Origin of the sequence: Homoserinimonas sp. OAct 916 (genome assembly GCF_003260275.1) — a bacterium.
Taxonomy (GTDB): Bacteria; Actinomycetota; Actinomycetes; order Actinomycetales; family Microbacteriaceae; genus OACT-916.
This window is the reverse complement of sequence record NZ_QJHB01000004.1, coordinates 269,188-287,850: the sequence shown is the minus strand read 5'-3', so window position 1 is coordinate 287,850 and position 18,663 is coordinate 269,188. Positions and strand designations below refer to the sequence as shown.

The following is an 18,663-nucleotide window of genomic DNA, read 5'->3' as shown; positions in this document are numbered from 1 at the left end:
TCACTTTACCGGCCCGTGCTGGGCCGGCGCCGAAAGGACTTAAGCTGAATGTCTGAGTACTGCAGGGTGGCAGAACCGAGTGGCGCGTGGTCGTTCACCAGAAGGAGGGCTTGATGCGGATTGCCTGGGGGATCGCGCGACTCGTCGCCGCCCTCGTGGGAATCGCCGCCCTGGTTGCCCGGTTCGAGTACGGGCTCGGTTTCGGAAGTTTCGCGACCGAGAATTTCTTCTGGTATTTCACCATTCAGACAGCATTCTCCGCGGTCGCGCTCTGGGGAGTCGGCGGCACTCTGGCTCTGCTGCGCCCCAGCGACCCCCGTTGGCTCACCAGCAGTCGTCTCTTGGTGACGTGCTACCAGATCATCTCCGGCGTGGTCTACGGCACCATCGTCGCCGGGGCCGCTGCCACCGACTACCGGTTCGAAGTGCCCGTTTCCGACCGGATCCTGCACTACTGGTTGCCGGCCTTTGCCATCCTCGATTGGGTGCTGGCACCAGGCCGTGGACGCATCTCGTGGAAGCGGCTCTCTGTCGCACTGGTGTTCCCGATGCTCTGGGGAGCCGCGACCGTGTGGCGGGGGGCATCCGTCGGCTGGTATCCATACTTCTTCTTCGACCCGGACCAGGTCGGCGGATGGTGGGGCATCGCGGCCTACCTCGCTGTGATGGGAGTCGTCATCACCGCGCTGACCGCTGTTCTGATCGCGGTCAGCCACCTGTTGCCGAGGCCACTCCGAGACGCGGATGCGCGGGACATGCGAGCGGCCCGGTCCGAGCCTGGGGCGTCACGTGGGGCATCCGTTGTCGATGGCGGATACCGGGACGAGGCGGTTCCGGTCACAGCGAATGGAAGGCGGCGAGGCTCGCTGTGGCCGCCTGAAGAACGTCGGCATCGGTTGCCGTGGAAAGTTGCGTGGCCTGATCCGCGCCGGTGAATCCGACGAGTATCGGCTCGCCGGTCAGAGGCATCAGGTTTCGCCATTGGAGGAACCCGTGCTTGCCCCTCTCGTCGACCAGGGTCCATCGAGTGTCGTCTGTGGGCCAGAACGGTTCGTCGTAGCGCAACCAGAGGGTGTCGTTGACCCCCATCCCCCCGGCCACTATGGCCAGCCGGTGGGCGGCTGGCAGAGGAGGATCGAAGACGAGGTCACCGGACTGCAGCACCCCCAGCGGCACGGTGACAACGACCCGGTCGACCTTCATCGACTCGCCGGTGACGAATCGGATTCCAACGCCGGCGGGCGTGTGATTGATCTGGGTGACCACGCTCGACAGTGAGAGGTCGACCCCAGCCAGCGACTGGCGCACGATGGAGTCATAGCCGCCGAGGACGACGGCGTGGGCGTCGCCTTGTGCCGTGCCGGCGTTCGGGGCCGGCGATGCAGACGCAGGAGGACCGCCCGGCTTGGTGAGCAGTCCGGCCGGGATGCCGTAGAGGGCGGAGATCTCTCGCGGGCTCGCACCGGTCGCGTCGGCCACGACGGTGTCGAGGTAGTGCTGCAACCAGAGGGCATCGCTCATCCCGTCTCCCGGGGCTGGCGATGCGGATGGGGCCACCACGCGGGTGCCGGGTTCACCGGACAGGAGAAGCGCACGGGCCAGCGATACGTCGTGGTGCCCGTTCACCGCCCAGGCGTGTGCCGCCCGGACGGCCTCGGGGCCGACTGTGGACACGGTGAGGTCGATGCCGGTATCCGAACGCACCAGGGCCGGCCCGCGAAGGTTCACGGTGCGCACCCCGGCAGTATTCAATTGGCGGGTCACCGGATCGGTTTGATCGTCTGGGGTGACCGACACGCCCGACTCGAGCGGCACCGCCCAGTCGGGGTCGGCGATGGTGTGAATGCGCCCTCCCACGCGGTCCCTGGCCTCCAGCACAGTGACGTCGAAGCCGGCGTCGACCAGCGCGCGCGCGGCGGTGGCGCCGGCCATTCCGGCCCCGATGATCGCGATGCGTTCGCCGCGGCTCGATTGCATCATCAGTTGGGCGGCGACCCGGTTGCCCGAAGTGAATGCGCCGGTCACCGTGCCGGACTCATCGGCCATGGTTTCAGTTGCGTCGCCGGCGAAGAAGATTCGTTGGTCGATGTTCGTCTGGAGCACTTCGGTGAGCGACGGGTGGTCTCCGGTGCGCAGAAAAGTTCGGGAGCCGCGGGCGTACGGGTCGGCCAACCAGTTCGAACGGTGGAACGCGGTCGGCTGCGGAATGCGTGAAGGAACCAGGCTCGGAATCGGAATCGGGGCGGGTGACGCAGGCGAAGGCGACGGGGTCGGTAGCGGCGTCGTGCAGGCGGCAAGAGCGGCGGCAGAGGCACCGGCCATGCCGGCCGCCAAGAGGGTGCGCCGGCTCAGCGTCATCCGGTACGCAACTTGTTGCAGATGATGGTCAACTGCTCCAGCTCGTCGTCGTCGAGAACCTCGCCCACCCGTTCCCGGATACAGGCGATGTGGCTGACGGCGACACGACGAAACAGGTGGAAGCCGTCGTCGGTGAGGCTGATCACCGTGCCGCGCCCGTCGGCGCAGTCGGGCATTTTGGCGATCAACCCGCGGGAGACCAACCGGTCGACCAGGCGACTCACACTGGGCTGGGTCAGCAGCACCCGTGTGTTGAGGTCGCGCAACCGCATCCGTCGTTCCGGCTCCCGGGACAGTGTGTACAGCACGTCGTATTCGTTCAACGAGATCTCATCGGTCGGAAACGATGCCGCCAGTGAGCGCATCACGCTCACCTGGGCCCGGAACAACGCCTCCCACGCGGCAACGGCAGCGGCCCTCGATTGCACTTCGCTCTCCTTCTCCTTCACTTCCCAAGGATAGGGACTGCGGCGCATACGCGGCGACTTCCCGAGTATCGATATCTGGATCGTTACGCGGAGCGAACGCGGCCGACCGGGCTGAAGTGCACCACCACGTCGGGGTGCTGGTCGAAGCGGTAGCCGGAGCCGCGCACGGTGCGAACGATCTGTTCGTAGCGTCCCAACTTGGCGCGGAGCCGGCGCACGTGCACGTCGATGGTGCGCTCGTTCGGGGTCTCGGGCGAGCTCGTCTGATCAGTTCTGCCCGGTCGGTCCTGGGTCTCCCACAGGCCGCCGATCAGTTCGGCGCGCGCGACGGCGCGGCCCTCGTTTCGGATGAGGTAGTCGAGCAGTTCGAGCTCCGTGTACGTCAACGTGACCGGTGTGCCGTCGAGGGCCACGCTTTTGCGGGCGAAGTCGATCACGAGTTTGCTGTCTGCCGGGCTGACAGTCTCCGGGCGATGGGCGGCCACTGCGGCCGGCTCCTGCAGGGCGAGCCGCACCACGTCGACGTCGCGACCCCCGGTGCCGGCAGGGGCGAGCGCCACGACCGCGTGCGTCTGGGCGGTCGGCGCCAGCGTGGCGGCGAGCTGTTTGAGCTCCTGCACGATGTGGCCGAGGTCGGTGCCGTTTGCGGCTGCGGCGGCTTCGTCCAGGCCGACGTAGAGCACGAACCCGCGGGCCTCGGTGCCAGCCGGCACCGTCCGAAGTCCGGCGGGGGCCGAAGGCTGTGGGGCCGCCTGCGCAGTGGGGTTCGAGCGTGAGGAGTTGGTCGCGCTCCCGACCGTGGTGGCCGCAAGACTGGCAGCTGGGTGCCGTCGGCGCACCGGGCGTGTCGTGGTGGAGGAAGTGGTGGGGCGAAAGTCGAGCAGAGTCATTTCAGGGGTCCTTGTGATGATGCGGGCATCCGCCGAACGTCGCATCCGGCGGTTTGCGAGAGCCGAGACGTGAGCGAGGTGCGGTGATGCCGAGAAGTGTTGCGTGGGCCTCAGGGCCGTAGACGGTGGCCGCGACGGGCAACCGGGGAGTTCAGCGAACACCAGACCTGTTCAGGCCGGCACGCGTGAAACTCGGGCGGAGTGTGCTCAGATGCACATTCGGCAACACATGACTGCGCGGCGGGGCATCATCATGCCCGCAACTCCCAAGGCCTCGGGGGAGGTCAGGGGGTACACGTGATCAGTCATGGTGTTGATCTAACAACATCCGGGACGCTCGTGTCAAATGCCCGATCGTCGAACGTGCCCTCGAACCAGGTGGTGACGAGTTGACGGTTGTTCGTGGGTGGAGCGGAGACGGCTGAATGGAATCTGCGCAACTCCGGTTCGAAATTTTCCTTGCACTGACTTCGGTGAACGGTGTATTCTGTTGCACGTCCACGCTCGACGCGTGCAAGAACCCGTCGCGCAGTGTGAATTTGGTTGGGAAAGTCCAGAGGGCGATCCCGAGGAACGAAGCGAGGTGGTGACATGACAGGTTCAGTGAAGAAAGTGCCGGAAGTCACAATTTCGCCAGCCGACTTCCGGGTGACGGAATAGTCCACATTCGAGGCTGACAGCTCCTTCTGCGAAGCCGTTTCTGTTCCCGGCCGTCGCTCGTTTGATGTTTGATGCATCATGTCTGGTCGGGTGGATCGGTTGCGTTCGGGTTCAGCAGCAACCGGAGCCGGATCCGCTGAGAGCACAGCACCGTTGCCGTAGAGCGCGTTAGAGGCGCTCTGGCTCGCGCAGTCATTCGCGCGATTCTCGGTCGACTTCTGCCCTGGTGCGGTGCAGGAACTTCAGAACGACGAATCCGGCGGCAGTGACCGCGGTCGCATTGCGGGGTTCGACCCCACCTTTATTCGGCGAGCCTTGCGCGCCTTCGAGCGCCCAGAAAGGGCCATCGTGTCTTACGACTTCTATCACCAATACAAATTCAAATCCGAACAGGATCGCTTCGTTCGCGAACTGGAGCTTATGCGCGCCGTGGAGGCGAGTGGCCGGAAACTGCAGCGCCACGGGTTCTCGAAGGTGTTTCACTGGGCCTGGCGACCCCGCGCGGCAACGTCGCGGGGCGTCACGGCCCACGAGGCGGACACCACGCCGACGAGTGCAGCTGTTGCATCGCAATGATCGACGTCGGCCGCACCGCCAGCGTCTGTGCGGGCGGTATGGCCGTCGGACGAGGGTGTCGCTATTCGCCGCAGTTCCTTGCGCTCAAGCACGCACTGCGTGGTGATGGTGACAGGCGGTGAGGCGGATGGCGCAGTTAGACCGTGCCGTGCAGTTAGACCGTGCCGTAGAGACGATCGCCGGCGTCGCCGAGACCCGGCACGATGTAGCTCTGCTCGTTCAGGGAGGCGTCGAGGGCACCCAGCACGATATTGACGTCGCGACCCTTCGTCGCCGCCTCCACGGCGGCCAGACCCTCGGGAGCGGCGATGATGCAGATGCACGTCACATCGACGGCCCCCCGGTCGAACAGGTACTCGATTGCGGCCAGCAACGAGCCGCCGGTCGCCAACATCGGGTCGAGCACGAAGCACTGCCGGTCGGAGAGATCGTCGGGAAGGCGCTCCGCGTAGATGTCGGGTTGCAATGTGGTCTCGTTGCGCACCATTCCGAGAAATCCGACCTCGGCGGTGGGCATGAGCTTGACCATGCCCTCAAGCATCCCGAGTCCGGCACGCAGAATAGGTACGACCAGCGGGCGCGGCTCGCTCAGGGCAAGACCCTCGGCCTCGGCGACGGGTGTGGTCACGGTGATCTTCGTGGTGCGCACCCCCCGGGTCGCCTCGTACGCCAGAAGGGTGACGAGCTCCTCCGTCAGGGCCCGGAAAACCGGTGACGATGTGCGCTGGTCCCGCAGAACGGTCAACTTGTGGGTGATGAGCGGATGATCGGCAACGTGGACTCGCATAGGGTAAATCTAGCCGAGACCGGCGTGAGATTGGAGACGGCGATGAGTTTGCCCGAGGTTGCCGCGCAACGTGACTGGATGACTGCGGCCATCGTGGATGCTCGGCTCGCGCTCGCCACCGGCGATGTGCCGGTCGCGGCCCTCGTCATCGACGCCGATGGGCAGGTGATCGGCTCGGGGCGCAACGAACGTGAGTTGCGGCAGGACCCGACCGCGCACGCCGAGATCCTCGCCCTGCGCGAGGCGGCGGCAACACGAGGCGAATGGCGGCTCGAGGACACCACGCTGGTGGTCACGCTGGAGCCGTGTGTGATGTGTGCCGGCGCGATTCTTGCGGCGCGCGTGCCCCGGGTGGTTTTCGGTGCCTGGGATGAGAAGGCCGGTGCATCCGGCTCGGTCTACGACGTTTTGCGCGACCGACGGTTGAACCACCGGGTCGAGGTGTTCGCGGGGGTCGAGGAGAGGCGGTGTTCCGAACTGCTCACGGAGTTCTTTCGCGGGTCGGAGCAGTAAGCACGATCGTGCGGGCCGGCCCAGGTCAGGCTGCCTGAATCAGTCGGCGGTCCTCATCAGTCGCTCGCCCGGATCACGATCGCGTCAGTCGACGGGTTGATCATGTTCTCATCGCGGAACACATCGGGCTCGATGTAGATCACGCGCGCGGCGGGCACCGCCTCGCGAATGCGGTACTCGACCACGTTGATGTTCGCCGCCACCTCGAAGAAACGCTTGTGCGGGGCGAAGGCGAGCTTCGCGCCGACGAGCAGCTCGTCGGGGCCGAGGTACAGCGTCTTCATGTGGATGATGCGCACCGCCTCGTCGCCGGCCATGATCGCGGCCTCGATGGCTTCGGCATCTGCCACACTCGCACCTTCGCCGACCAGGAGGCTCTTGGTCTCGATCCCGAGGATGACCGCGACAACGATCAGCAGCACACCGATTGCGACCGTGCCGATGCCGTCCCACACGCCGTTGCCGGTGAGGATCGCCACGCCGACACCGATCAGGGCGAACACGAGGCCGACCAGGGCTGCGGTGTCCTCCAGGATCACGACCGGCAGCTCTGGGGCCTTTGAGCGACGTATGAACGTGACCCAGGACTGGTTGCCGCGGTGCGGGTTCGCCTCGCGCAGGGCGGTGCGCAGCGAGATCGACTCCAGCACGATCGCGACGGCCAGAACGAGCAGCGGCAACCACCACATCTCGATCGGATGCGGGTTGGCGATCTTGTTCACGCCCTCGTAGAGGGAGAAGACGCCACCGACCGAGAACAGGATGATCGAGACCACGAAGGCATAGACGAACCGCTCCCGACCGTAGCCGAACGGGTGCTCCTGGTCAGCCTTGCGCTTGGCCTGGCGGCCGCCGAACAGCAACAGCAACTGGTTCCCGGAGTCGGCGAGGGAGTGCACACCCTCTGCGAGCATCGATGTGGAGCCCGAGAACGCCCAGGCGATGAACTTGGTGATGGCGATGCCGAGGTTCGCCAGAAACGCGGCAATGATCGCCTTGCTGCCGCCCGTTGCGCTCATCCGGAAGCCCCATTCCTCATCTCGTTGCAACACCTGTGTGACCCAATCCTAGGATGGAGACGTGACCCAGACTGAAACCATCAACCTGCCCACCATTGCGATCCTCGGAGCCGGCTCGATGGGGCGCGCCATTCTGAGCGGATTGCTGGCCCCGCGTGTCACGGTCTCGGGAGGCATTCGGGTGACCAATCGGTCTGTCGAACGGGCTGCCGAATTCGATGACGAGTCCCGGGTCACCGCCTACGCCACGGCCACCGATGCCGACGCGAACCGCACTGCCGTTGCCGGCGCAAAGGTTGTGCTGGTCGCCGTGAAGCCGTACATGGTGCCCGACCTGCTGGCCGAGATCCGAGATGCACTCGAACCGGGTGCGATTGTCGTCAGCGTTGCGGCGGGCGTCACCGTCGCCACCTTCGAAGGACTGCTCCCTGCCGAAATCTCGGTGCTGCGGTCGATGCCGAACACCCCGGCGATCGTCGGGCGCGCCGTCACCGGGCTGAGCGCCGGCACGCGCTCCACGCCAGACGACATGGCTGTTGTGGCCGAACTGTTCTCCACCGTCGGAACGGTGCTCGAGGTTCCGGAAAGCCAGCTCGATGCGCTCAGCACGATCTCGGGCTCCGGTCCGGCCTACGTCTTCTTCCTGATCGAGCAGCTCACCCTGACCGCGATCGATAAGGGGTTCACGCCCGAGCAGGCGGCGACGATGGTGAACACCACATTCCTCGGTGCTGCGGAATTGCTCGCGGCATCCGAATCAACTCCGGCCGAACTGCGCCGCCAGGTGACCAGCCCGGGCGGAACCACCGCCGAAGCGGTCGCGGTGCTTGAGACCGGCCAGGTCAAGGAGTTGTTTGACACGGCGACGGACGCGGCACTGGCCAGGGCCAGGCGGATGGCTGCCGGAGACTGACGCCACCCTTCGGCGGCTTGGTGCAGAAACCGCGGAGCGTTGCCTGTCGGGCACTGACCGCCGTGGGTTGCCGGCTGCGCCTACCCGCCGAGGGCCGCGAACCGTTCGATGTCGCCGGAGGTTCCGGAGATGATGATCAGGTCGTGGTTGGAGATGACGGTCTCCGGGGTCGCGTAGGTGAACGGCTTGCCGGGGCTCTTCACGCCCACGACGGTGATGCGATACTTGCTGCGAACAAGGGACTCGCCCAGGGGGATTCCTCGGATCGGCTTCGGCGGGTACATCTTGACCAGGGCGAAGTCGTCGTCGAACTCGATGAAGTCGAGCATCCGGCCGCTGACAAGGTGGGCGACTCGCTCGCCGGCCTCCCGCTCCGGGTAGATCACGTGGTTCGCCCCGATGCGCTGGAGGATCTTGCCGTGTGACTGCGAGATGGCCTTCGCCCAGATCTGCGGCACCTTCAGGTCGACCAGGTTGGCGGTTATCAAAACGCTTGCCTCGATCGAGGAGCCGACAGCGACTACGGCGATGGAGAAGTCCTGCGCGCCGATCTGGCGCAGGGCGTCGATGTTGCGGGCGTCCGCCTGAACGGTGTGCGTGATCCGGTCGGCCCACTTCTGGATCAGCCCAGCGTCGGCGTCGACGGCGAGCACCTCTCGGTCGAGCCGGTCGAGCTGGCCGGCGGTGGCAGCGCCGAACCGACCGAGGCCGATCACGAGCACCGGTGCGTCGTGTTTGATGCGATCAACCAACGATGGGCCTCTCTTCCGAGTATTGGAACAATTGTCGGCGCTGGCTGGCCGCCAGCGCGGCTGCGAGAGTCACTGTACCAACACGCCCCATGAACATGGTTGCCGCGAGCACGTACACTGCGGCGTCCGGCAGCCTCTCGGTCAGCCCGGTCGAAAGCCCACAGGTCGCGAACGCTGAGATCACATCGAAAAGGACATACTCGAACGGCTCGTTCGAGATGTGCAGGATCAGGATGCTCGATACGGCGACCGTCGTCGCACCCCAGAGCACGACGCTGACGGCGAGGCGCAGCACGTCACCGGGAATCTTGCGCCCGAACGCCGACATCGACTCTTGCCCGCGTGCCTCCGCAAACGCTGCAAGAAAGAGCACGGCGAGTGTGGTCACCTTGATTCCGCCAGCGGTTGAGGCCGAACCGCCGCCGATGAACATCAGCATGTCGCCGACGAGCAGGCTGGAGCCGTTCATCTGCCCGATATCGATCACGGCGAACCCCGCCGACCGAGTCATCCCGGACAGGAAGAAGGATTGGAAGATGGTGTCACCGCCGCCGAGCGCGCCGAAGGTCTTCGGATTGTCGAATTCGAGCAGGAGAAAGACCAGGGCGCCAATGACGAACAGCACCAACCAGGTGAGCAGGGTGAGTTTGGCGTGCAGCGGCAACCGGCGTGGTCGACGCCAGCCTCGGCTGAGCGCGTAGATCACCGGAAAGCCGATGCTGCCGAGGAAGACACCGATCAGGATGACCGTGAGAAACCAATAGTCGTTGGCGAACGGGGTGAGGCCGGCGACATCCGGGCTGAAGCCGGTGTTTGTGAACGCCATCGCCGCCCAATAGAAGCTGTGCCAGACCGCGTCTCCGATCGGGACATTCGCCAACAGGAGACGCGGGAACATCAGGATGGCCAACGCGAGTTCGATAACGGCGGCGCTGATGGCGACCGTCGCCAACAGGCCGCCGATCTCGCCGAGCCGCACGGCCTGGCCTTCGGCGACCGGCCCGGAGTGGAGCCGCAGTGGGTTGCTGTCGCTGGCCGCCATCAGCTTGGCGCGCAGCCCGAGTCGTCGCGCGATGACCAGGCCCATGATCGAGGCGAGGGTGAGCACGCCGAGGCCACCGATCTGCACCCCGATGAACACCAAAGTGTGGCCGAAGGGCGACCAGTGGGTGGCCATGTCGACGGTGGACAGCCCGGTCACACAGATGACCGAGGTGGCGGTGAACAGGGCGTCGGCGAGCTTGGTGGCTGTGCCGTCGGCGCTGGCGATCGGCAGGGAGAACAACAGCGTGAAGATGAGGATCAGCCCGGTGAACACGATGGAGGCGAAGCGGGAGGGGGAGCGCCCGGCGAAGTGATCGATGAAGTCTCGAATGCGCCCCAGCACCCCGGTCTGGTGGTACCGCGACATGCGGTTGATCCCCATCGTCACGCGCGTGCCCCTCCTCGAACCCGGTCGAGTGTCATGGTACTACCGTGCGGGAATCGGTAGCCTTAGGCCATGGCCGATATCTTCACTGTGATCGCTGACTCTACCCGCCGCGAGATTCTACAGCTACTGCTCGACCGTCATGTCGCTGGTGAGGGGGGCGACACCGGAACCAGCGTTTCGGGCCTGGTCAGCCAGCTGGAACTGAGCCAGCCGACCGTGTCGAAGCACCTCAAGGTGCTGCGCGAGGCCAACCTCGTCTCGGTGCGTGAGGAGGGCCAGCACCGGTTCTACAGCTTGGATTATGGCCCGCTCGAACAGGTCGAGGACTGGCTGATCCCGTTTCTGAGTGCCGACTTCGAGGCGCTCGCCGCCGCGGAGGCGGAGGCGGAGGAAGAGGCTGCTGCCGACCAGGTGCATCTGGGGCACGAGGCCCAGTCCAAGGCAGAGGCGCTCGGGCGTGTGATCGCCGAAACCACCCACCAGGTCAAGTCTGCCGCGACGGTGTTCCGCCGCAAGTCCTGACGTTCGCGGTCGCCTGCGGTGCCTCACCGCTGCTCAGCGGTTCGTGCGCGCCGTTTCTTCTCGCCGGCCGATGCCATTGACCCGTGCACGTGACCCGTGCATGTGACCCCTGCATGCCGACCACTCCGGACAAGCCACCACCCACTCACCAGCCCTTCCATTCCTTCCACGCACCACCGCCAGAACTCCACCTCGGCGCCACGTCCGATTCGCCTCCGGCCCGCGACTGTCCCCCATCCGGGGCACGAATGCAATGAATGCTGGACAACCAGTCACACCAGCCCCTACAGTTGCCACAGGGCACACTCGTCACAGGCGTAGTGTGAACTTCGGGCGGGAGTTGGACCCGCTGAACAAGGCCGTTGACGGAAACACGGCAGTGGCAGTGCACGGCAGTGGCAATCCACGGCAGTAGCCAAACAGGGCAGTGACCAAGGTGAGGATCGAGTGGCATGGCGTCTGACCTGGCGGATGTGCGTTTCCTGACGGTCAGTGAGGTCGCCGGGCTGATGCGGGTGTCACGAATGACGGTGTACCGCATGATTCACGCCGGTGAACTGCCGGCTGTGCGGTTCGGCCGTTCGTTCCGGGTGCCGGAGTCAGCGGTGAGCCAAGCAATAGTGCTGCCCTCCGAAGACTCAGCCTAGGGTCCAGGTTCCAGCGGCCCCGAGCTGGGTGCTTGCCGCATTGCCGGTTTCTGCCGTCAAAAATTCAGGAGCAGGGCGCCGCGAGCGGCGCAGCGCGATCGGCGTTGCTCTCCTCCTGAGCTTCTGCGCATGACAGGGTCGGCCACACGCCGCGTACGGCACACCTCAAGCCCGCCGAACGCCGGGATGTGGGAACGCTGCGCATGGAACGCCATGCATCCGATAGACTTGCCCGAGGCTATTTTTCCTTCTGCCACCGTTCTTGGTGGCTCCGCCCGATCTTTGTGAGGTATACGTGGGTTCAGTAATCAAGAAGCGCCGCAAGCGGATGGCGAAGAAGAAGCACCGTAAGTTGCTTCGCAAGACGCGTCACCAGCGCCGCAACAAGAAGTAGGTCGGGTAGCGGCTTTCGCCGCTGCGCACCACTTCGCGCGCCGGAGTGTGGAAGCGCCGGATCCCACGGGGTCCGGCGCTTTTTGCCGCGCCCAACCCGGTCACGCGTAGTGGCCGGGATGCGTAGGCTGGTGGGGTGACATCTGCAATCCTCACCCTGGTCGGCAAGCCCGGCTGCCATCTCTGCGATCAGGCGCGCGTCGTCATCGAACAGGTCCTGGCCGAGCTGGTCGGACACCCGAATGCCCCGGCGCTCGCACTCACCGAGGTGTCGATCCTCGAGGACGCTGAGCTGCACGCGCGTTTTGTCGAGGAGATCCCGGTGCTGCTCATCAACGGCAGAGTGCACAACTACTGGCACATCGACCCCGAGCGCCTGCGCGCCGCCCTGCTCGCCCTCTAACCCCGCGCTGAAATAGAGCTGAGGGGCCAGAAAATGCGCGTGCACCGCCTATTCTGACGCCGATCTTGGCCCGTCGGCTGAATTAACGACTGAGGTGGCGGGTGGACTACGGCGTGAGACGGTTGGGGCCCCGGAACAGGAATGTGGCATCACGCAACGTGGTCAGGTGAAGCAGCAGCATCGTCACGCGAGACAGGCCCATTCCGAAGCCGCCGTGGGGCGGCATCCCGTAGCGAAAGAAGTCGAGGTAGAACGACAGCTGCTCCGGGTCGAGTCCCTTTTCACGCGCCTGCGCCTCCAGCACATCGAGGCGGTGCTCGCGCTGCGCGCCGGTGGTGATCTCGATCCCGTTCCAGATCAGGTCGTAGCTCTTGGTGAGTGACGGGTCGTCGGTGCTGCGCATGTGGTAGAACGCCCGGATCGATGCCGGGTAGTCGGTGAGGAAGACGAATTCATGGCCGAACTCTTCGCGCACGTATGCGGAGATCTGACGCTCGCCCTCCGGATCCATGTCGTCGTCGTCGCGCGGAACCTCGTAGCCGCGTTCGGCGATGATGCGTTTCGCTTCCAGGAGCGGGATGCGGGGGAACGGCGTGCTCGGCACGACCACATCGACGCCAAAGTGTTCCTTGATCTCGTCGCCGTGCTTTTTCTTCACCGCAGTGAGAGCGGCCACCAGCAGGTTCTCCTGCAGGATCATGACATCTTCGTGGCTGTCGATCCAGCTGATCTCGGTGTCGACACTGATGAATTCGGTTGCGTGCCTGGCGGTGAACGAGGGGTCGGCGCGAAACGCGGGGCCGATCTCGAAGATGCCGCCGAAGCCGGCGGCCTGCGCCATCTGCTTGTAGAACTGCGGGCTCTGCGCCAGGTAGGCGACAGTGTCGAAGTAATCCAGTTTGAACAGTTCGGCGTTCGACTCTGATGGGCTCCCCATCAGTTTGGGCGTGTGCACCTCGACGAACTCGTGCTCAACCCAATAGCAACGCAGAGCGTGCTCCAGAGTGGTCTGCACGCGGAAGATCAGCTGGTTCTTTGGCAGGCGCAGGTCGAGGAAACGCCAGTCCATGCGCTTGTCAACACTGCTGTCGGCCTTGATCGGGGTCTCGGGGTCCGCCATCGAATGAACCGTCAGGCTCGCGACCTTGATCTCGATTCCACCGAGCTTCACCCGCTCGTCGTGCTTCAACTCACCGGTGACGGTGACGAAACTGCCCTGGGCCAGGTGGGAGATGGTGTCAGAGATGGTGTCGGGCGCGGCATCCGCAACCGGATTGCCGTCGGCATCGACCGGGGCCGCGGCGCGAGGGTTCACCAGCTGCACGTCGCCGGTTTCGTCGCGGAGAACGACGAACTGCACCTTCTTTTGGTCGCGCACGGTTTCGACCCATCCAGAAACGGAGACGGGGCCATCGGCTTGGGCGGAAAGGTTTTTGATCAGAGAGCGAGAAGTCACAGGCCAAATTCTAGCCGTTTGCCAATTGGATGCCGCCCAGCCTGCTCCGTACGGCGTATTCTCGGCAATCTCACCGGTGCGCCCTCCGTACACTGGAAAGCGTGGTCGCTAGCCAGATCCACCTCGTGCGTCACGGCGAGGTCGCAAACCCCGACGGCATCCTGTATGGCAGGCTGCCGCAATTCGGCCTGTCTGAACTCGGGCACAAGATGGCTGCACTCGCGGCCGACGATCTGGCCGGACGCGGCCGCCCGATGACCGCCCTGTTCGCGTCACCGTTGCAACGCACCCAGGAATCGGCGGCACCCATTTCGCGGCTGCTCGACCTCGAGGTGCAACTCGAGCCTCGCATCATCGAGCCGAGCAACAAGTTCGAGGGCAGCCGCATGCGCGGCGCGAATTCTGCGCTGAAGAATCCACGCACGTGGCCATGGCTCATCAACCCGTTCCGGCCATCCTGGGGCGAGCCCTACCGCTCGATCAGAGACCGGATGCTCGAAGCGATCACCGCTGCCCACGAGTCTGTCGAATCAGGCGACGTGATCCTGGTCAGCCACCAGTTGCCGATCTGGACCACGCACCTGGCGCTCGCCGGCAAACGGTTTCTGCACGACCCCCGCAGCCGGCGTTGCACGCTGTCGAGCATCACGACGCTGGAGCGGCATGGGGGCAGCTTTGTCGAGGTCGGTTATGCCGAACCGGCCGCGTCTCTGCTTGCGACCGCGGTCGATCTGGGAGCCGTATGAGTCGCAGTACCAGAAGTTTGGCGCCCCGACGACGCGGGCTGCTGGTGGCTGCTGTCGCCGTGGCTGCTGCGATGCTGTTCACCGGCTGCGCGACCGATCCGTTGGCAGACCAGTACCGTCAGGGCAGTGACAAGGGCTTCATCTCGGGCGACGGCACCTACACCGAGATTCTGCCCGCAGACCGGGGGGAGCCGATCGAGTTCACGGGCAGCACGGAGACCGGCGACACCGTGTCCTCCGCCGATTTTCTCGGCCAGGTCTTGGTGGTCAACTTCTGGTACGCCGAGTGCGCGCCCTGCCGGGCCGAGGCGCCCGACCTCGAAAGCGCCTATCAGGCGACCAAGGACGATGGGGCGTCCTTTCTCGGCGTGAACGTGCGCAACCAGGCCGAGACCGCGATCTCGTTCGCGAAGACTCACGGCATCACGTTCCCGTCGGTCATCGACACCGACTCCGCACTGCAACTGGCGTTCACGAGTGATGTGCCGCCGAACGCGGTGCCCACGACCCTCGTGCTCGACAAAGAGGGCCGGGTGGCGTCCCGCATCCTGGGGCAGTTGCGCAGCGCATCGATCCTCGAGACCCTGGTGCGTCAGACGTTGGCCGAGGGCAACTGAGCGTGGGCAGCGAGATCATCTACAGTGGGCAACTGCTGTTGGCCATTCCGATCGCCGTTCTGGCGGGCCTCGTCTCGTTCGCCTCCCCGTGCATCCTGCCCCTGGTGCCGGGATACCTCGCCTACGTCGGGGGGCTGTCCTCCGGAGCGGTCGAACGTGAGGCCATGCGTCGCGATCGGGCCAGGATGCTCACCGGCGTCGCCCTGTTCATTCTCGGCTTCGCCGTGGTCTTTGTCGCGTACGGGGCCGCATTCGGGGCGGTCGGGCTCTGGCTCATCCAGTGGCAGGATCTCGTCGTTCGTATTCTCGGGGTGCTGGTCATCGTGATGGGTCTCGTGTTCATCGGCCAGTTCACGTTCATGCAGAACACCATGAAGCCGACCTGGCGGCCGGCGACCGGGATGGCCGGAGCGCCGTTGCTCGGTATCGTGTTCGGGCTGGGCTGGACCCCCTGCATCGGGCCGGCGCTCGCCTCCATCCTGGCCCTCGGAATGAATGGCGGCTCACCGTGGCGGGGCGCCCTGTTGGCGTTCCTCTACTGTCTGGGCCTCGGTATCCCGTTTCTGCTGGTCGCGCTCGGGCTGAACTGGGTGACCCGGTCGGTCGCCTTCCTGAAGCGGCACATCCGGGCGATCAACATCGGCGGCGGCGTCCTGCTCATCCTGCTCGGCGTGCTCATGGTCACCGGCGTCTGGTCGTACTGGATCGATTCGCTGCAGGCGGTGATCCCGAGTTTTGTCCCGGCCATCTGACCACATCGACTCCCCGGTGCCCAAACCGCGCACATCCGACGGGATCACCCAGCCGCGGCTGGGGCCATCCGGCTGGCTGCGCTGGTTCTGGCGCCAACTGACGAGCATGCGCACCGCGCTGTTGTTGCTGTTGCTGCTGGCAGTGGCGGCGGTGCCCGGATCGCTGGTGCCTCAGCGCTCCTCCGACCCGAACGGGGTCACCCAATACTTCCGGGACAACCCCGACCTCGCCCCCATCCTCGACAACCTGCAAATGTTCGACGTGTTCACGTCGGCCTGGTTCTCCGCCATCTACCTGCTGCTGTTCGCCTCGCTCGTCGGCTGTGTCATTCCGCGCACGCGGCACCACCTGAAGGCGTTGGGGCAGAAACCGCCGAAGACGCCGCTGCGGCTGAACCGCATGGCCGGCTTCATCCGGAAGGAGCACCACGGTGCCGAAACGGATGCGCGGGGCGCGGCCGGCGCGGCCGAGCAGCTGCTCCGAAAATCTGGCTATCGCACGGTCATGTTCGACGAACCGGCGACCAGGGGCCGCCCCGGCGCGTACTCGGTCTCGGCCGAACGCGGCTATCTGCGCGAGACCGGCAACCTGCTGTTCCACATCGCCCTGTTGGGGGTACTGGTGGCCGTCGGGGTCGGTGGCGGGTTCGGCTTCACCGGCCAGCGTGTGGTCGTCGAGGGGCAGACCATGGTCAACTCGCTGGTCTCGTACGACTCGTTCAACCCCGGGCGATTCTTCAACGACAGCTCTCTCAAACCGTTCACCCTGAGCGTCGATACCTTCGACGTCACCTACCAGAGCGACCCGAACAAGGGCGCCTACGGCCAGGCCCTCGACTTCGACGTGAAGACCACCACCCGGCTGCCGGGCGAGGAGCCGCAGTCGAACCGCATCAAGGTGAACGAGCCGCTGTCGATCGGCGGCACGAACGTGTACCTCCTCGGAAACGGCTATGCGCCGACCATTACGGTGCGTGACCCATCAGGTCGAGCGGTGTACCGAGAGATCATCCCGTTCCTGCCACAGGACACCAACCTCACGTCCACCGGCATCATCAAGGTTCCCGACGGTCTGGCCGATCAACTCGGAATGATCGGCTTCTTCTACCCCACCCCGTTCGAGCTCGGCACCGGAGCGCTCACCTCGGCGTATCCCGACCTGAAGTCGCCGGTGCTCGAGTTGAGGGCCTATCGAGGAGACCTCGGCATCAACGACGGCACACCGCGCTCGGTCTACACGCTCGACACGGACGGGATGACCCAGATCGCCGGCGGCAAGAGCGGCACGGATGCGCTGAGGCTGGGCCTCGGCGAGACAGTTGAACTGCCCGACGGCCTGGGCACCATCTCGTTGGATGAAGTGAACCGGTTCGCCTCCCTCGACGTGCACCGTGACCCGGCGCAGGGCTGGGTGCTGCTGTTTGCCGTTCTTGCGACGGCTGGGATGTTCGCCGCCCTGCTGATCCCCAGGCGTCGCGTCTGGGTTCGAGCCACCGATGGTGAGGGCAACACCCTCCAGCTGGAATACGCGGGCCTTGCGCGCGGCGAGGACCCGCAGCTCGCCCAGGCGGTGGCTGACGTTGCCCGGCGCCACGAGGCAGCCCTCGACCTCGAGGCCCCCCTCGATCTCGAGGCTTCCCCCGACTTCACGAGCCAACGATCGACATCCAGCCGCACTGACGTAAACTCGTCACCGTGACCGAAACGCTCTCGCAATACTCCGCAATTCTCCTGTACTGCACGATGGTCGTCTACGCGGCGGCATTCGTCGCATTCGCGATCGACCTCGCCCAGCGTTCCGCTGCGGCCGGCCGGCCGGTGGCGCAATCGGGTGCGGGCGAACAGCTGACCGCCGCCCAGCGACGCGCCGCAGCCCAGACGACCCAGACCGCCTCCGGCCAGGCCGGCGGATCCGGGACGGTGACCACCCTCGACCGTCCCACGGTGATCGACGACGATGCAGAGATCGCCCGCACTCGCTCCGGCGGGGTGGTCATCCGGGTGGCAATGGCGCTGACCTGGTTGGGCTTCATCGCTCACCTGCTCGCGACGATCCTGCGCGGTGTTGCCGCCGAGCGTGTGCCGTGGGCCAACATGTGGGAATTCTCGATGACCGGCACCGTGCTCATGGTCGGTGTCTTCCTCGGGGTGCAGTTCAAGCTCGACCTCAGATTCCTCGGGGCATTCCTGATCGGGCTGGTGCTGATGCTGCTGGGGATCGCGAGCCTGCAGTACTACGTCGACGTGGTTCCGCTGCCGCCGGCGCTGCAGTCGTACTGGCTGGTCATCCACGTTCTGGTGGCCACGCTGGCGACCGGATTCTTCGCCCTTGGGTTCGCGCTCTCCGGTGTGCAATTGATGCGCACCCGATACGAGGAGTCCGAGGATTCCCCGCCCACGTGGCTCGGGTTCCTGAAGACCCTGCCGGCCGCTGTGACCCTCGAGAACCTCGCCTACCGTTTGAACGTGATCGGCTTCATTCTGTGGACCTTCACGCTGATCGCCGGCTCCATCTGGGCCGAGGCGGCGTGGGGCCGGTATTGGGGCTGGGACACCAAAGAGGTGTGGACCTTCATCATCTGGGTGATCTACGCGGGTTACATCCACGCGCGGGCGACCCGCGGCTGGCGCGGTTCACGGTCGGCGTGGCTGGCGATCGTCGGCTTCAGCGCGGTCATGTTCAACTTCGGCATCGTGAATGTGTTCTTCAAGGGGTTGCACGCGTACAGCGGCCTGTGAGTCTGGCCCGACCCCGCGTTGCTGACCCGCGTCTGTTCCTGCAGAAATTCAGGAGCAGAA

21 protein-coding genes are annotated in these 18,663 nt (G+C 65.3%); 12 read left to right on the top strand and 9 right to left on the bottom strand.

The window, feature by feature from the left end; all coding sequences use genetic code 11:
- The first annotated feature begins 113 nt into the window (after positions 1-113).
- Positions 114-935, top strand: coding sequence for a Pr6Pr family membrane protein (locus tag DL891_RS06560; protein WP_157962422.1), 822 nt, complete (start codon positions 114-116; stop codon positions 933-935).
- Here the strand turns inward: DL891_RS06560 and DL891_RS06555 are convergent.
- The 5 genes from DL891_RS06555 to upp form a co-directional block, all read right to left on the bottom strand.
- Positions 838-2,358 (bottom strand): NAD(P)/FAD-dependent oxidoreductase, encoded by a 1,521-nt coding sequence (locus DL891_RS06555; RefSeq protein WP_111719617.1) that lies wholly within the window; start codon positions 2,356-2,358, stop codon positions 838-840. The genes DL891_RS06560 and DL891_RS06555 overlap by 98 nt on opposite strands.
- Positions 2,355-2,807 carry a MarR family winged helix-turn-helix transcriptional regulator gene (locus DL891_RS06550; RefSeq protein WP_232819035.1) on the bottom strand — a complete coding sequence of 151 codons (453 nt, stop codon included), beginning with the start codon at positions 2,805-2,807 and terminating at the stop codon, positions 2,355-2,357. The genes DL891_RS06555 and DL891_RS06550 overlap by 4 nt, the downstream gene beginning before the upstream one ends.
- A gap of 62 nt (positions 2,808-2,869) precedes the next feature.
- Complete coding sequence (locus tag DL891_RS06545; protein WP_111719615.1) at positions 2,870-3,676, bottom strand: winged helix-turn-helix domain-containing protein; 807 nt, start codon at positions 3,674-3,676, stop codon at positions 2,870-2,872.
- Positions 3,677-4,528: 852 nt separating this feature from the next.
- Positions 4,529-4,819, bottom strand: coding sequence for a hypothetical protein (locus tag DL891_RS17070; protein WP_157962421.1), 291 nt, complete (start codon positions 4,817-4,819; stop codon positions 4,529-4,531).
- A 247-nt stretch (positions 4,820-5,066) separates the two neighbouring features.
- A complete protein-coding gene (gene upp, locus DL891_RS06535; protein ID WP_111719613.1) occupies positions 5,067-5,699 on the bottom strand; it encodes a uracil phosphoribosyltransferase in 633 nt (210 codons plus the stop codon).
- A gap of 42 nt (positions 5,700-5,741) precedes the next feature.
- Here upp and tadA point away from each other — a divergent pair, with 42 nt between their 5' ends.
- Positions 5,742-6,212, top strand: coding sequence for a tRNA adenosine(34) deaminase TadA (gene tadA / locus DL891_RS06530; protein WP_111719612.1), 471 nt, complete (start codon positions 5,742-5,744; stop codon positions 6,210-6,212).
- Between the two features lie 56 nt (positions 6,213-6,268).
- Here the strand turns inward: tadA and DL891_RS06525 are convergent, their stop codons facing one another.
- A complete protein-coding gene (locus tag DL891_RS06525; protein ID WP_111719611.1) occupies positions 6,269-7,231 on the bottom strand; it encodes a cation diffusion facilitator family transporter in 963 nt (320 codons plus the stop codon).
- 61 nt (positions 7,232-7,292) lie between these two features.
- Here DL891_RS06525 and proC point away from each other — a divergent pair, with 61 nt between their 5' ends.
- The gene (proC, locus tag DL891_RS06520) at positions 7,293-8,144 is read left to right on the top strand and encodes a pyrroline-5-carboxylate reductase (RefSeq protein ID WP_111719610.1); all 852 of its coding nucleotides are present in this window, start codon (positions 7,293-7,295) and stop codon (positions 8,142-8,144) included.
- 80 nt (positions 8,145-8,224) lie between these two features.
- Here the strand turns inward: proC and DL891_RS06515 are convergent, their stop codons facing one another.
- Positions 8,225-8,896, bottom strand: a complete 672-nt coding sequence (locus DL891_RS06515; protein WP_111719609.1) for a TrkA family potassium uptake protein — start codon at positions 8,894-8,896, stop codon at positions 8,225-8,227.
- Complete coding sequence (locus tag DL891_RS06510) at positions 8,889-10,322, bottom strand: TrkH family potassium uptake protein (RefSeq protein ID WP_111719608.1); 1,434 nt, start codon at positions 10,320-10,322, stop codon at positions 8,889-8,891. Before DL891_RS06510 ends, DL891_RS06515 begins: the two co-directional genes overlap by 8 nt.
- Positions 10,323-10,397: 75 nt before the next feature.
- On the opposite strand from DL891_RS06510, the gene DL891_RS06505 reads away from it, so the two are divergent.
- From DL891_RS06505 to DL891_RS06490, 4 genes are all read left to right on the top strand, one after another.
- On the top strand, positions 10,398-10,850 hold the full coding sequence (locus tag DL891_RS06505; RefSeq protein WP_111719607.1) for a helix-turn-helix transcriptional regulator: 453 nt from the start codon (positions 10,398-10,400) through the stop codon (positions 10,848-10,850).
- A 452-nt stretch (positions 10,851-11,302) separates the two neighbouring features.
- A complete protein-coding gene (locus DL891_RS06500) occupies positions 11,303-11,497 on the top strand; it encodes a helix-turn-helix domain-containing protein (RefSeq protein WP_111719606.1) in 195 nt (64 codons plus the stop codon).
- 295 nt (positions 11,498-11,792) lie between these two features.
- Positions 11,793-11,891: an AURKAIP1/COX24 domain-containing protein gene (locus tag DL891_RS06495; protein ID WP_003792170.1), complete on the top strand. Its 99-nt coding sequence runs from the start codon at positions 11,793-11,795 to the stop codon at positions 11,889-11,891.
- 135 nt (positions 11,892-12,026) lie between these two features.
- Positions 12,027-12,293 (top strand): glutaredoxin family protein, encoded by a 267-nt coding sequence (locus tag DL891_RS06490; protein ID WP_111719605.1) that lies wholly within the window; start codon positions 12,027-12,029, stop codon positions 12,291-12,293.
- Positions 12,294-12,399: 106 nt separating this feature from the next.
- Here DL891_RS06490 and aspS read toward each other — a convergent pair whose 3' ends face one another.
- Positions 12,400-13,749 carry an aspartate--tRNA(Asn) ligase gene (gene aspS / locus DL891_RS06485; protein WP_111719604.1) on the bottom strand — a complete coding sequence of 450 codons (1,350 nt, stop codon included), beginning with the start codon at positions 13,747-13,749 and terminating at the stop codon, positions 12,400-12,402.
- Between the two features lie 101 nt (positions 13,750-13,850).
- On the opposite strand from aspS, the gene DL891_RS06480 reads away from it, so the two are divergent.
- The 5 genes from DL891_RS06480 to ccsB are packed head-to-tail and all read left to right on the top strand — an operon-like array spanning position 13,851 to position 18,603.
- Positions 13,851-14,495, top strand: coding sequence for a histidine phosphatase family protein (locus tag DL891_RS06480; RefSeq protein ID WP_111719603.1), 645 nt, complete (start codon positions 13,851-13,853; stop codon positions 14,493-14,495).
- On the top strand, positions 14,492-15,112 hold the full coding sequence (locus DL891_RS06475) for a TlpA disulfide reductase family protein (RefSeq protein WP_111719602.1): 621 nt from the start codon (positions 14,492-14,494) through the stop codon (positions 15,110-15,112). The genes DL891_RS06480 and DL891_RS06475 overlap by 4 nt, the downstream gene beginning before the upstream one ends.
- A complete protein-coding gene (locus tag DL891_RS06470; RefSeq protein ID WP_111719601.1) occupies positions 15,109-15,864 on the top strand; it encodes a cytochrome c biogenesis CcdA family protein in 756 nt (251 codons plus the stop codon). Before DL891_RS06475 ends, DL891_RS06470 begins: the two co-directional genes overlap by 4 nt.
- Positions 15,848-17,563: a cytochrome c biogenesis protein ResB gene (locus DL891_RS06465; RefSeq protein WP_111719600.1), complete on the top strand. Its 1,716-nt coding sequence runs from the start codon at positions 15,848-15,850 to the stop codon at positions 17,561-17,563. The genes DL891_RS06470 and DL891_RS06465 overlap by 17 nt, the downstream gene beginning before the upstream one ends.
- The gene (gene ccsB, locus DL891_RS06460; protein WP_232819034.1) at positions 17,560-18,603 is read left to right on the top strand and encodes a c-type cytochrome biogenesis protein CcsB; all 1,044 of its coding nucleotides are present in this window, start codon (positions 17,560-17,562) and stop codon (positions 18,601-18,603) included. The genes DL891_RS06465 and ccsB overlap by 4 nt, the downstream gene beginning before the upstream one ends.
- Positions 18,604-18,663: the final 60 nt, after the last annotated feature.

Bases quoted from the DNA above. Each gene is read 5' to 3' on its own strand.
- DL891_RS06545 (WP_111719615.1), bottom strand. From the start codon at position 3,676: ATGACTCTGCTCGACTTTCGCCCCACCACTTCCTCCACCACGACACGC.
- DL891_RS06525 (WP_111719611.1), bottom strand. From the start codon at position 7,231: ATGAGCGCAACGGGCGGCAGCAAGGCGATCATTGCCGCGTTTCTGGCG.
- tadA (WP_111719612.1), top strand. From the start codon at position 5,742: ATGAGTTTGCCCGAGGTTGCCGCGCAACGTGACTGGATGACTGCGGCC.
- DL891_RS06500 (WP_111719606.1), top strand. From the start codon at position 11,303: ATGGCGTCTGACCTGGCGGATGTGCGTTTCCTGACGGTCAGTGAGGTC.
- DL891_RS06510 (WP_111719608.1), bottom strand. From the start codon at position 10,322: ATGGGGATCAACCGCATGTCGCGGTACCACCAGACCGGGGTGCTGGGG.
- DL891_RS06505 (WP_111719607.1), top strand. From the start codon at position 10,398: ATGGCCGATATCTTCACTGTGATCGCTGACTCTACCCGCCGCGAGATT.
- upp (WP_111719613.1), bottom strand. From the start codon at position 5,699: ATGCGAGTCCACGTTGCCGATCATCCGCTCATCACCCACAAGTTGACC.
- DL891_RS06475 (WP_111719602.1), top strand. From the start codon at position 14,492: ATGAGTCGCAGTACCAGAAGTTTGGCGCCCCGACGACGCGGGCTGCTG.
- DL891_RS06560 (WP_157962422.1), top strand. From the start codon at position 114: ATGCGGATTGCCTGGGGGATCGCGCGACTCGTCGCCGCCCTCGTGGGA.
- DL891_RS06555 (WP_111719617.1), bottom strand. From the start codon at position 2,358: ATGACGCTGAGCCGGCGCACCCTCTTGGCGGCCGGCATGGCCGGTGCC.